The following is an 11,707-nucleotide window of genomic DNA, read 5'->3' as shown; positions in this document are numbered from 1 at the left end:
ATGCTGCTCTAGTCGAACGTATCAGCACCGTTCATCGGGACAATTACGGTGTCTACGGTGTGCGAAAAATGTGGCATGCTCTTCGCCGTGAAGGAATTGATATCGGTCGTGAACACACTGCCCGGCTGATGCGCCTGGCTGGTGTTTCTGGCAAAGGCAAAGGCCGATCACCAATCACAACGCGTAAGCCCAACGTGGCGGATCTGCGCCCGGACTTGGTGGGGCGCGAGTTCACAGCTTCGGGGCCAAATAAGTTGTGGGTGGCTGACATTACCTACGTGCGCACGAAGAAAGGCTTTGTGTATGCCGCGTTTGTCACCGATGTGTTTTCTCGGCGCATCGTCGGATGGGCGCTATCGGATTCCTTGCGGACCGAAGTTTTACCGCTGCAAGCTCTCAACCAAGCGATCATGTGTGCTGAAGAAACAACAGGTTTGGTGCACCATTCTGACCACGGCTCACAGTACGTCAGCGTTGTCTACAACGAGAAGCTCACTGAATTCGGGATTCAATCTTCCACTGGAACGGTTGGCGATTCCTATGACAATGCTCTAGCGGAAAACGTGAACGGCTCCTACAAGAACGAGCTGATCCATACTCGCAGGTGGAATGACGTTGTCGAGGTGGAGATCGCGACGTTTGAGTGGGTGAATTGGTGGAATGAATCCAGACTCCACCAAAGCTTGGGGTACCGAACCCCGGTCGAGGTTGAAGTCGGGTTTTGGGAACAAGATGAGTCCTGGGAAATAATGGAAAATAAGGTAAATGCCTAGGAACAAAACCCAGTACACTTCAGTATGCCGATGCTTCCTGAAACTCAGATATTTTCTTTAGCAGATTTTGCATTACAGCTCCTTAATGACTTAATAGATTCCATCTAGCTCCGCGACAAGGACCTCTCAAGCAATTCCACGCGGCACGTCCGCAAAATCCCGCCATGCACGCAATGAAGCCGCCTTCACTCCGGCTTGCACGGATTCACAGAACCCCTTGACTATGGCGGGGTTCACTACTATAGTACCTGGCAATATAGTTTCCTAGTCCATACTGAAGTTATTGTAGTGAAGAATAAGGGTAGATATTCATGAATGAAGTTAACGCACGCTCTAATTTCCTGCATTGCAGTCTCATGCATACTTGATTGATTGCTGACATAAAGGATTTCAACGCAAGCAATGGATTTCTCTTTACAGAACGTTTCTTATGCCTTATCTGCATGTGTTGTCGGGATTCAATTTATTCCGACGCTATTTCCTTACGGTTCTGTCAGTGCAATTGGCTGGACCCTTGGTTTGGCCATCATTCCCCTGACTTTAGCGCTGATTGCCCGCTCACCACGCGCTGTCGCCGTCGCCATTGCAGCTGGCTTTTCGCCGGTGCTGTTATTTTGGGCCGCACATCTGGTAGCTTTGCTCCTTTATATAGTTAGTTTTGGAAACATTGTTTGGATCTAGAGTCAGATTTAAGCCTTCCAGGGCTCATGCCGTTTACCGAACACTCAGCCAATGAGCATCTGGTTGATGATAAGCATCTTCCAGATCCTCAGACGGAACTATTCACTATGCAAGATTTTTACTTGATTTTGCCGTCGATTACTTCCACCACTTCATCCACGTATTTCAGCATTCCCCGGTCATGGGTGACAACGCACGTAGCGATCCCCAAATCACGTGATAACTGCTGCAATAGTTGCATGATCTCTTGCGACAATTCCTGATCCAGCGCGGAAGTAGGTTCGTCGGCAAGCAAAACATCCGGATCATTCATCACTGCACGTGCAATATTCACCCGCTGGCGTTGACCACCGGATAGCTTGCCGACGCCGCGGCTGCCAAGCCCCTCCAAACCCACCTTGGCCAACAGCTCTTCTGCCCGCTCCCGGCGCGGGGTGTGTCCACGCAGATGGTCGGTGATCAGCAACTGCTCGGCAACAGACAACGATTCCAACAAGTTCGGCTGCTGGAAAATCATCCCGATGTGCTGGCGCCGTAATTCGCTGCGCTTTTCCTCCGAGCCGACGCTCATCAGTTCACCGGCGATACGCACCTCGCCTGCCGTGGGCTGCAACAACCCCGCCATAGCTGAAAGCAAAGTGGATTTGCCGGATCCTGATTCGCCCACGATGGCAGTCACCGTCCCCGGCAGAACCTGCAAGGACACGTTGTCCAAAGCGCGGACAGTGCCGGTGCCGTCGGGGAAATCAACGGTGACGTTGTGGCAAGCGACCGCTGGGTTTTTATCGGCTAGGTTTTTATTTTCAGTATTCATTAGGATTTTCCCTCCAATGCCGATGCCGGATCAATCTTTTTCACTCGTCGGGTTGCTACCAGTGCGCCACACATACCGAGCACCCAGATACCCGCGGCGGGCACCACGATGGTGGTCCACTGCAAATCAAACGGAACAGAACCCCCGGCCCACACGCCTGCTGCCCAGCCGACGCCGGCGCCAAGCACAACGCCGATGCCAACCACCACAGCGGCTTGTCCCAGCGCATCCTTCCACACATACCCCGGGCTGGCGCCAAGTGCGCGGAGCACGGAGAGATCACGGCTGCGCTGGATTGTCCACACGCTCAAAAACGCCACGGTCACCAAAGCACTAATGGCATACAACAACACCTGAATCAGCTGGAGCGATGCCTGCTCCGACTGGTAGGCAGCCAAGCCAGAAAAAGAATCCTCGACTGTTGCAACACTATCCCCGGTCTGGTTTTCGGCATCCTGCCATTTCTCATCGCGCAAGGCACCTGCGTGCCGGTCCCGGGTATCCACCGCCAGGACAGTACCGACGACGTCGTCATGCGCGCGCGAAATCCGCTGCCACACCTGCGTGCTTGCCCAGACGACGGGCTGGTGCGAATAGTGCTCGTCTTCTACCACGGCACTCACGGGCTGTTCGACGCCACCGATTTCTACCGTCTCACCTGGTTGCACACCGGCCTCGGCAACGATTTCGTGGCTGACGACGATGCCGTCTTCGGCGACCACCGCTTCCTGCGTCTCCTGCGCCTCCTGCGACGCGGCCAAATCTGCTTCTGGTGCCGCACCTGCACCTGTGGCACCAGCTATTTCTGTTCCCGCGGCACCCGCACCGGATACTACGGGCGCTGGAACCGTAGTCCCCGCTGGCAGGCCCAGCACGGCAACCCCCAATGCAGAACCTGCTTCCAACCGGGTTTGCACGGTACCGAGCGGGATAACCTGGCTGCCATCGTCGACAAGCTCCTGCCATTCCTGCACATCAGAGGTGGTGACTTGTGATTCCTGAAAAGACGGCTCGTCACTAGTGAACACGTAGCGCTCAGGGGCCAGGGCCTCCAAAGCAGAGGTGTTGTGCTTAGCCAACCCACCGGTCAGGCCAGTGAGCATCACCAACAGTACGGTTATCAGCCCAACGACGAAGCTAATCAAGCTGAAGCGTCCGCGGGCGGAGACGATATCTCTGAGTGCCAAAAACATAATATCTATTGTTGTTTTTGCAGCTCAGTGCGGCATCGGGGTGCTAGTTGATTCTGCTATCAACCAGATGGTTGATCTTGCCCCAAGCTCTGCCTCACCGGCGACTATCCCAGTAGCCTAGGTGAGGTGACTATGCCAGACCATCTCGCCTCGTCCACTCCAGGTCTTGCGAGCGTGTTGCGCAACCTGCGGGTGGGCTTACACGCAATGTTTTGCGCGCTCCTTGTGCTTGGGGCGGTGCGGGTCTGGCTTGCCGACGACGCAGCGCACGCCGGGCTTCCGGTCGTTTTGCTGGTCGCGGCCGCCCTGGGGCTGGTCTATGCGGGCGGCATCGTTGTGGAATACCGAACCCGGCGCGGTGTGGGCAGTTTTTCCAGCCCGACTGTGAATCAACAACGGAGCGCGCGCTGGTGGTGGGCCGCCGTTGTTGTGCTGTGGCTGAGTGCACTGGTGTTGGCGAACGATTTTCTGTGGGTGTTGTTCCCGCTGGTTTTTGTCACGCTTGCCGTATTGCCCCGCCCGGCGAACTTGCTGGCAGCTGCGGTGTTGTGGGCTGCTGGAGTGGTCGTGGTTGCGTGGTTGCACCCGCAGCATTGGCATATTGCGGTGGCGATTGGCCCGGGCATCGGCACCGTTTTTGCCGTAGCAATTTATGTTAGTTATCGCGCGCTGCACCGTGAGGCATTGACCCAGCGTCGTATCGCGGAAGAGTTAGCCGCGACCCAGCAGGAACTAGCGGCCACCGAGCACCAGGCGGGGCGTTTGGAAGAGCGCGAGCGCCTGGCCCGCGATATTCACGACACACTCGCGCAGGGGTTGAGTTCCATCGTGTTGTTGGCGCGTGCTGGCCGGGCTAGCGCTAGCACCGGCAAGGCAGCATCACCTGAGTCCAAAAATGCAGCAACAGACGTGTTTTCTACCATCGAGGACACCGCCCGCGACAACCTGGCAGAAGCCCGTCGTTTCGTACGGGATCTGACCGCACCATCTGCGCAAGCAGATCTGCCAGATGCCATCACCGAGATTCTCCAGCGCATGCGTCGCCGTGGTAGCGGCTTGGGTGAATCCACCGAATTCCGGGCGAATTTCTCTGGTGATACGCACCGTCGGCTGCCCGAGTCCGTGGTCACCGCGGTGGTGCGATGCGTGCAAGAGGCATTGAATAACGTCGCCAAGCATGCCGCCGCGGATAATGCGGTGGTGTCGGTCGCGGTGCTTGGCGATGAATTAACCGTCGATATTTTTGACGACGGCCGTGGTTTTGACCCGGCGCAGGCACCCCAGCAAGAGTCCAGCCACGGCTACGGGCTTGGTGGGATTCAGCAACGCATTGCTGCATTATCTGGCACAGTAAATATTGAATCGACCCCGGGTGAAGGCACAGTTGTTGCGGCCCGCATCCCGCTGACTTCGCAGCACACACCAGCTAGCTAGTTCCAGGAGACCACCATGATCCGCGTTATGCTTCTCGACGACCACCCCGTTGTCCGCGCTGGCCTGCGCGCAATCCTGAATAGCTTCGACGGGGTGCATGTCACCCACGAGGCCGCCGATGGTAGCGCGGTGGATGGGCTTATCGACAGCAGCATCACTGATGTGGATGTTGTGGTGTGCGATATCCAGATGCCAGGGGTTGACGGAATCACCGCGACCAGCAAATTAGCGAAGGCAGGCGGTCCACCAGTGTTGATCTTGACGACGTACGACACCGAAGCCGATATCGTCGCTGCTCTTGAGGCCGGTGCGTTGGGTTATCTGCTGAAAGATTCGCCTGAGACAAGTTTATTCGACGCCATCATCGCCACCCATGAACGCAAGCGCACGTTGTCGCCGGATGTGGCGGCGGCACTGGCGCAGCGGACTTCACAACCGCAGCAGAGCCTTTCGCAGCGTGAAATTGAAATTCTGCGGGAACTCGCCACCGGTGCCAGCAATAAGGCCTTGGCAAAGAAGCTTTTTATTTCTGAGGCGACGGTGAAAACCCACCTGATTCATATTTTTCAGAAATTGGGTGTGGAATCGCGCACCGCCGCCGTCACGGCTGCCCGGGAGCGCCGATTAATTTAGGCTGTCCAGGGTGTGCAGTAAATATGGTGATTGCGTCAGCAAGCTTGGATTGAGTTTTATGCGCGCCCCGCAAGCCCGGAAAAGTGCAGCACTCTAGTACACCACTGTTTCAATAAGCCTTCCTCATGGCTAACAATAACCACAGCACACCCGGCGGCAGCCGCATCGTATAGCCTACGCATGACTCCCCCAGCCGTCGCATGATCAAGCGCTGAGGTAGGCTCATCACACAAAATGATTGTCGGTTCTGTCGCTAATGCTCGCGCGATTGCGACGCGTTGCCGCTGACAGACGTTGGTTCGGTACTGGCGACCGGAGGTTGATGTGCGGGCGGTTAGTGGTGTGGTGCATGAAGCGCCCAAGCGGGGCTACGGGTGGTTCGCTAGAAGGTTATTTCGTACGCAGACCATTGCGGGCGTACTTGATTCAGATGCGCTTCAAGAGCGAAGGGGCTGGCTGCCCATGCATTCAGGAGAGGACCGAAAAACTGAGGTGACGGCGGCACATCAAAGAGTGCGAACTCGTCCCCTTTTATTAGGTCTTCTGTACTCAGCAGAAACGGGTTCGAACAGTCAATCAGGGTGTCCTTCGTAATAAAACCGTGCGATCCACATGGAAGATGTACCGACACATCTTGCGCCGTGAGTCCAAACCTGCCAACCTTCTGTTCAAGATGATGGAGTCGAGCAGGCACCTGCGACGTTGCGTTAACCATAAGGAAATGATCATTGTCTGGTTTTCCAAGGACAAAAAACATGTGCCGGGTTTGTGAGTAGAAAGGAGGGCAGCCCTTGAACCAGAAAGACGCACCTGCCACGCATGAGTGCTGGATCCACAAGGGGCGCTGACCCACATCAAGAAAGCACACGGGGCTACAGCGCAATTCCGATCGACGTGGACAAATCCTGCCGCACGTTAAAGAAGTAGCGTGCTGATTCGAGAGTCTCAGGATCTACCTCGAAGTAAGGATCCGGCTGATTCTCAGGGTCATCGAAGAAGTCGAGAGGGTCAATTTCAAAGGACTTGCGCGTTACATTTGGCACGAAAGACCTCGTCCATTCCGGGTAAATGTGGCTAATGTTGTTTGCGGTTGCGAAGCGGTTAGTCCCACGGAATTGGTTATATGCAGTCTCAAGCATGAGGATGTCTGCACGGGACAGATAATCACTACCGGGGTCTGCAATAGACTCAATTTCATAATCACAAGTCTCGAAATGATCTTTCCACCACGCCCCATCAGATTCTGTTCTCCAACGGGAATGAACTTCACCACCGGGCTTGCAAGCCTTTATGAGATCGTAGGTCTTGGAGGCAACAGGTCCGTAAGGCATCGCAGAGTACTTATCCTCGGTCACTTCGCTACCGAAGTTACGCAGACTGAACCGATCTGCCGCCCACAAAAGCTTGATGAGTTTGAGGTACTTATTTCCGTCGACACTTTTGGGGTCCGAAGTGCTCTCCTGCAGAAAGAAGTTCACTGCCTGGGCAGCCTTGACCGCAGAGATACTAGGTCGGACTGACATGAGGACTCCTTTCTTAGTGGGGCATTCGTGGATCAAGGTCAAGTCTACATGCGCGTTCGAAGCGTGGAGTCCAACTGTAGTCTGTTGGCCTGCCAACTACACAAAAGAATACCCCTATATTCACAAAAATGACTATTATCAGAAGGCAGTGTCAAGGAAAGTAGTGTCGATCCTGGCGGAAAGTGGCCCGTCTGCCGCGACGTTTTCCCTGTTCATGCCCGCGGTTTTGTCGATTCTCCGAGACACAGGAACGTCGAGTAGGCGTTTCTCCTAGTGGAGGCCCTCATCGCCTGTCTTTCTGGCCGCCAACGCGAGCCGGCAACCAGACCTTTCACTACACATTTGACCTGTGGATACGCGATTCATGCGACAGTAACCCGAAGTCATGGGACAACGTCTGACTCAGACGGAACGATGGAGCAGGCCCAGAGGTTAAGTAAATCGCCCAAATGTCTTAAGTCGCGATATGTTTGACAGGCCAGTTACAACAACATTGACCTTCCGGCAACTCAGTTTTTTGTTCTCGCGTACGGGTTTCTACCGTCGGGTGCAAGGGCAGGTTGCCTTTCCAGTAAGAATTTTGAACCACCTCGGGTTTTGTTCCTTGGCGTTTTTCTGGGTTCCTATTTTCTCCGAAGGCTGACACTGACCCCAAAACGCAGCCTCAATCTATATCGTGTGATATGGACCAACGAAGCATGAAACTGGTGTTTATTCCAACATGGTGCCCATTCAAACATCGCGAACTCAGCATAAACGAACGATCCCTGACGACAACTATTTCGCCATGCTACTTCAAAGGACTATCCGCTGAGTGTATGAACGACCTAGTCACCACTTTAGGAATCAACAATCTATCGAAGCCGCAAGCAACTGGCATGGCTAAAGAACTCGACGCCATAGTTAATAATTTTCCGACCCAGCCCTTTTCTAAGGCCTTATGTCGTACGGGACTGGTATCGGACTCTCTCCTAGATCTGAGTTACTATTCATTCCCTCTCGCCAACTGAACCAATGTCTCTAACCTGCCGCACCCACTGGGCGCCTTTCTGTAGTGAAGGTTGTAAAATACCCCATCACTTTTTTCTTAAATATTCCACACCCCTGGCGCGACTTTTTCGTAGTTTATTCCAATGGTCTTGAAGTGTGCGGTCGCAGCATCTATCTTGGCTTGTTCAGTGGCACGCAGCAGGTGCTCGCTCATGGTGCTCTTTGTTTCACGGATCATGTACATCCTGTCCTCACCATTGAAGTGCCCCGGGTTTTGTTCCTAGGCATCTGCCCTGATTTCCAATATTTCTCCACTGGAGTGATGTTCCCACAATTCGGTTTCCACCTCGACCGGGGTGCGGTAGCCCCGACTCTGGTGGAGCCTTGACTCCTTCCACCAATTCACCCACTCGAACATCGCGATTTCCACATCGACGACATCGGCCCACGTTCGCCTATGAATCAGCTCATTCTTGTGAGGAGCCGTTGACGTTCTCAGCCAAAGCACTGTCATAGGAATCCCCAACAGTCCCGGTAGACGCACTAATTCCGTGTTCTTCCAGGCGCTCGTTGTAGACAATGCTCACATACTGCGAACCGTGATCTCAGTGATGAATCAGACCCGTTGTTTCCTTAGCACACTTGGGTCACCTGGTTGCGAGCCTGCAGCGGCAAGGCTTCGGTGCGCATCGAATCAGACAACGCCCAGCCGACAATCCTCCAGGAGAATACATCGGTGACAAAAGCCGTGTACACGAAGCCTTTCCGGGTGCGCACGTAGGTAATATCACCCCACCCACGCCCGATTAGGGCCAGGGGCCTTGAATTCACGATTGACCAAGTCAGGGCGAAGATCCGGGCCCTTGGGTTTGCGCGTTGTCACAGGTGCCCCACCTTTGCCCTTGCCAGACAGTCCAGCACTGCGCATCAGCCGGGCTGTTTGCTCGCATCCAATGTCGATGCCCTGGCGGCGCAGCACGCGCCACATCTTCCGCACCCCGTAAACGCCGTAGTTTTCAGTGTGAACCTTGCGGAAATGCTCTACAAGGGCGGCGGCGCGAAGACTACGGGCACTTAAGCCCGCGCGCCTTGGATTGGCGGTAACCACGCGAGCTAAGAAAACCGCCTGCACGGTGAGTGTTTAACGTCCGGCAGATGAACTCGGGCAGAGAAACGATTCCGATGCTTCCCGATGAATCGGATCATAACCGAGGTTTTGGGTCGAGTCATGAGGCGAAAAAGCTGAGGCAGCTTTCAACAGCTTGTTGGTATCCCGCAGCTCTTGATTGTCTCGACGCAGCTTGGCGATTTCTGCAACGAAATCTTCAGGCAATGGCTCAGTAACGCGTCCCGCACCTCGAGCGGCCTGCGTCCATTGCCTCGCTGTGTGCGACGAAACTCCCAGCTTCGGTGCCACGAACTTGCACGCTTGTTGCATCGAAAGGTTCTCCGCCAGGATGCGGTCTTCCACGAGGCGGACCACACGGTCCTTGGCATCCTGGTCAAATTTTCTTGGCATGTTCGAAGATTTTCCCATTTACTCAAACGGTACAAAACCTGGGGCACTTCACCCTGGCCGAAAACGTGAACGGCCCCTTACAAGAACGAGCTGATCCATACTCGCAGGTGGGATGACGTTGTCGAGGTAGAAATGGCGACATTCGAGTGGGTGTCATGGTGGAACGAGACAAGATTGCATCAAATTCAAGCGTCCTGGGTTTAGTTCCTACCTCATGTAAGGAAGGATTAGGCACTATGCCCAGGACGCCTCAGAGATTGAGGGATGCTCACCACTAGGAAGGGTAAGCCCGTCACACAGAGGCGATGCGGCGGTTCCAGTAGAAATCTTCATAAATATATCTCCTTACAAATCGGGTCGCCCGTTAGGGAGCTCATCGTTCAGACGGCAGAAGTTGTGACGCAAAATTCGGTGACCACGCCGTCGAACTTGGGAATCCGCCATAGCCCAGGCGGGGTAACTAGTGTCAATGACTTTGAGTACTGTCAAAAGGTCGTTGAGTCGTCCTCGGGCGTTTAAGAACGCTGGAACCAGCTGAGCGAACGACTCCTTAGTGATGCCGTGGTCAGTAATGAGTGTCTTGACTTTTGCAATGTCGCGCCTGGCCGTGTTGGCGGACATGAAAAGTTGACCAGTGGCAGACACGGGATTTAGGGGTCTTCACCTAGTGTTCGATGGAAGTGTCTAGCCGGACTTATCTGCCGAGATGACGTGCCGGCGCAGGTTGCGCCAGCGCCACCTATACAATGACCGAAAGGCTGGGCAGTACCACATAACCGGAAACCTGGTACCAACTACCCGAAACGGCATCACCTCAGGGACACACCTGCGGGATGAATAGATGCGCTCTAACTGGAATCTTTCTGGACTTTAATCCATTGGCATGAATCGGGTCCGTATCCAGACCTTCCCCAAACGAGAGAATACTTTATTAAAACAAACCACCGGACACGTTCAGCACATCCCCACTCACCCAGCGGTTGTCTGTCCCCAACAATGAGAAGATAGCATCGGCGACATCATCCGGGTTTGCTATTCTTCCTAGGGGCGTAGCCACGCATAACTCGTCGATAACACCCTTATCCGACGCCTGCGTCGTGAAGCCATCCGTCAAAGTCGGCCCTGGACGAACGACGTTTACCCTAACCCCAGCTGGGCCAAGCTCACGGGCTAAGACTCGAGAAAAAGATTCGAGCGCCGCCTTGGAAGCTGCATAGGTGCTCATCCCTTCCTGGCACACAGCGGCGTTCGGCGAGGAAACAGTGACGATCGCCCCGCCTTCCCCCAGGGAAGGGCCGAGTTGAGAGCAAAGGATGAAAGGGCTAACTAGGTTGATATTCAACGGCGCCGTCCAATCTTTAGCGGTCAGGTCCGACGCATAAGTTGGAGTAAACGTTGCGGTAGCGCAGTGGATAATGCCATGAAGGGGTGCCCTCCGCGACAGTAAGTCCGCCAACTGTTGCGTTTGATCAGTGTCCGTCAAGTCGCATTGGTATGCGTATGCAACCCCATCGAATTGAGAGGCCTCCGTTTGAATGTTTGAGGCCGCTTCATGCGAGGCGAGCCATGTGTAGGACACGTCGTATCCCTCCCGCAATAGCCGAGACACAACTGCCCGACCGATACCCCTGGTTGCACCGGTGACGAGAACGTGTTTACGCATCTGAAGACTTCCTATTATTCGGTGTACTTTCAACGATTCTGCCATCGGCGACTGTTAGAATCCGTTCTGCCAGATTCACGATGTTTGCATCGTGGGAGGTAAAGATGACTGTGGAATCCGTCTCCAAGAGCCTGTTCATTGACAACTCTGCTGATACTGAGTCGAGAGCGGATGTCGGCTCATCTACAAGGATGACCGGCGATTTTTGAAGGATGGCACGGATGATGGCAACTCGCTGTCGCTCTCCTCCGGACAATCCGCTATTGCCGGATCCTACTAATCGGTCTAGGCCGTCGGTACTGGCGAAATTTCCCAGTCCGAACTGATTTAGCAATGTGCAAAGAATTTTGTCATCGGAACTGTTTTCTGTCCCGAGAGTAAGGTTTTCTCTGAGTGTTCCCGGAAGCAAGTCAGGTTCCTGCTCGACGTAGGTGATCACAGTGCGAAGATCTTTTCTGTTCCAGTCACTAAGATCCCGCCCTCC

General features: G+C 54.4%; 14 protein-coding genes and 3 pseudogenes. 6 read left to right on the top strand and 11 right to left on the bottom strand.

Annotated elements, in window-relative coordinates; genetic code table 11:
* Together U1140_RS11155 and U1140_RS11150 are read left to right on the top strand one after the other, a co-directional pair.
* Positions 1-773: IS3 family transposase (locus U1140_RS11155; protein WP_369847929.1), on the top strand; the 773-nt coding region annotated here is incomplete at its 5' end.
* 402 nt (positions 774-1,175) lie between these two features.
* Positions 1,176-1,454 carry a hypothetical protein gene (locus tag U1140_RS11150; protein ID WP_369847928.1) on the top strand — a complete coding sequence of 93 codons (279 nt, stop codon included), beginning with the start codon at positions 1,176-1,178 and terminating at the stop codon, positions 1,452-1,454.
* A 118-nt stretch (positions 1,455-1,572) separates the two neighbouring features.
* On the opposite strand, the gene U1140_RS11145 is transcribed toward U1140_RS11150, so the two are convergent.
* Both U1140_RS11145 and U1140_RS11140 read right to left on the bottom strand, forming a co-directional pair.
* A complete protein-coding gene (locus tag U1140_RS11145) occupies positions 1,573-2,268 on the bottom strand; it encodes an ABC transporter ATP-binding protein (protein ID WP_369847926.1) in 696 nt (231 codons plus the stop codon).
* Positions 2,268-3,461: an ABC transporter permease gene (locus U1140_RS11140; protein WP_369847924.1), complete on the bottom strand. Its 1,194-nt coding sequence runs from the start codon at positions 3,459-3,461 to the stop codon at positions 2,268-2,270. Before U1140_RS11140 ends, U1140_RS11145 begins: the two co-directional genes overlap by 1 nt.
* Positions 3,462-3,593: 132 nt before the next feature.
* On the opposite strand from U1140_RS11140, the gene U1140_RS11135 reads away from it, so the two are divergent.
* Positions 3,594-4,895, top strand: a complete 1,302-nt coding sequence (locus U1140_RS11135) for a sensor histidine kinase (protein ID WP_369847931.1) — start codon at positions 3,594-3,596, stop codon at positions 4,893-4,895.
* A 15-nt stretch (positions 4,896-4,910) separates the two neighbouring features.
* Positions 4,911-5,528 carry a response regulator gene (locus U1140_RS11130; RefSeq protein WP_369847923.1) on the top strand — a complete coding sequence of 206 codons (618 nt, stop codon included), beginning with the start codon at positions 4,911-4,913 and terminating at the stop codon, positions 5,526-5,528.
* Positions 5,529-5,721: 193 nt separating this feature from the next.
* Here U1140_RS11130 and U1140_RS11125 read toward each other — a convergent pair.
* Both U1140_RS11125 and U1140_RS11120 read right to left on the bottom strand, forming a co-directional pair.
* Positions 5,722-5,815: pseudogene (locus U1140_RS11125) on the bottom strand (ATP-binding cassette domain-containing protein); the annotation flags it as partial.
* Positions 5,816-6,400: 585 nt separating this feature from the next.
* Positions 6,401-7,051 (bottom strand): Panacea domain-containing protein, encoded by a 651-nt coding sequence (locus tag U1140_RS11120; RefSeq protein WP_284815856.1) that lies wholly within the window; start codon positions 7,049-7,051, stop codon positions 6,401-6,403.
* Between the two features lie 683 nt (positions 7,052-7,734).
* Between U1140_RS11120 and U1140_RS11380 the strand changes: the two genes are divergently transcribed.
* Positions 7,735-8,061, top strand: a complete 327-nt coding sequence (locus U1140_RS11380; protein WP_459076892.1) for a transposase — start codon at positions 7,735-7,737, stop codon at positions 8,059-8,061.
* A 77-nt stretch (positions 8,062-8,138) separates the two neighbouring features.
* Here U1140_RS11380 and U1140_RS11115 read toward each other — a convergent pair.
* From U1140_RS11115 to U1140_RS11095, 5 genes and pseudogenes are all read right to left on the bottom strand, one after another.
* Positions 8,139-8,288, bottom strand: a pseudogene (locus U1140_RS11115) (restriction endonuclease); the annotation flags it as partial.
* Between the two features lie 33 nt (positions 8,289-8,321).
* Positions 8,322-8,555: an IS3 family transposase gene (locus U1140_RS11110; RefSeq protein WP_369847922.1), complete on the bottom strand. Its 234-nt coding sequence runs from the start codon at positions 8,553-8,555 to the stop codon at positions 8,322-8,324.
* Between the two features lie 119 nt (positions 8,556-8,674).
* Entirely contained in the window at positions 8,675-8,818 is a 144-nt protein-coding gene (locus tag U1140_RS11105) for a hypothetical protein (RefSeq protein ID WP_369847920.1), read from the bottom strand.
* Between the two features lie 10 nt (positions 8,819-8,828).
* On the bottom strand, positions 8,829-9,149 hold the full coding sequence (locus tag U1140_RS11100) for an IS3 family transposase (protein ID WP_369847930.1): 321 nt from the start codon (positions 9,147-9,149) through the stop codon (positions 8,829-8,831).
* Positions 9,150-9,182: 33 nt separating this feature from the next.
* Positions 9,183-9,586 (bottom strand): annotated as a pseudogene (locus tag U1140_RS11095) (transposase).
* A gap of 64 nt (positions 9,587-9,650) precedes the next feature.
* On the opposite strand from U1140_RS11095, the gene U1140_RS11090 reads away from it, so the two are divergent.
* Positions 9,651-9,764 carry an IS3 family transposase gene (locus U1140_RS11090; protein WP_419762764.1) on the top strand — a complete coding sequence of 38 codons (114 nt, stop codon included), beginning with the start codon at positions 9,651-9,653 and terminating at the stop codon, positions 9,762-9,764.
* A 727-nt stretch (positions 9,765-10,491) separates the two neighbouring features.
* Here the strand turns inward: U1140_RS11090 and U1140_RS11085 are convergent.
* Positions 10,492-11,223: an SDR family NAD(P)-dependent oxidoreductase gene (locus U1140_RS11085; RefSeq protein WP_284815851.1), complete on the bottom strand. Its 732-nt coding sequence runs from the start codon at positions 11,221-11,223 to the stop codon at positions 10,492-10,494.
* The coding region (locus tag U1140_RS11080) for an ATP-binding cassette domain-containing protein (RefSeq protein ID WP_369847919.1) at positions 11,216-11,707 on the bottom strand (492 nt) is incomplete at its 5' end. The genes U1140_RS11080 and U1140_RS11085, both read right to left, overlap by 8 nt.

It is taken from the genome of Corynebacterium drakensteinense, from assembly GCF_041224285.1.
Taxonomy (GTDB): domain Bacteria; phylum Actinomycetota; class Actinomycetes; order Mycobacteriales; family Mycobacteriaceae; genus Corynebacterium.
The sequence above is the reverse complement of the archived record's forward strand: the minus strand, read 5'-3'. Positions and strand labels throughout refer to the sequence as shown.

Coding starts and splice junctions, on each gene's coding strand:
- U1140_RS11145 (WP_369847926.1), bottom strand. CDS start 2,268: ATGAATACTGAAAATAAAAACCTAGCCGATAAAAACCCAGCGGTCGCT.
- U1140_RS11380 (WP_459076892.1), top strand. CDS start 7,735: ATGGACCAACGAAGCATGAAACTGGTGTTTATTCCAACATGGTGCCCA.
- U1140_RS11110 (WP_369847922.1), bottom strand. CDS start 8,555: ATGACAGTGCTTTGGCTGAGAACGTCAACGGCTCCTCACAAGAATGAG.
- U1140_RS11085 (WP_284815851.1), bottom strand. CDS start 11,223: ATGCGTAAACACGTTCTCGTCACCGGTGCAACCAGGGGTATCGGTCGG.
- U1140_RS11130 (WP_369847923.1), top strand. CDS start 4,911: ATGATCCGCGTTATGCTTCTCGACGACCACCCCGTTGTCCGCGCTGGC.
- U1140_RS11135 (WP_369847931.1), top strand. CDS start 3,594: ATGCCAGACCATCTCGCCTCGTCCACTCCAGGTCTTGCGAGCGTGTTG.
- U1140_RS11140 (WP_369847924.1), bottom strand. CDS start 3,461: ATGTTTTTGGCACTCAGAGATATCGTCTCCGCCCGCGGACGCTTCAGC.
- U1140_RS11150 (WP_369847928.1), top strand. CDS start 1,176: ATGGATTTCTCTTTACAGAACGTTTCTTATGCCTTATCTGCATGTGTT.
- U1140_RS11120 (WP_284815856.1), bottom strand. CDS start 7,051: ATGTCAGTCCGACCTAGTATCTCTGCGGTCAAGGCTGCCCAGGCAGTG.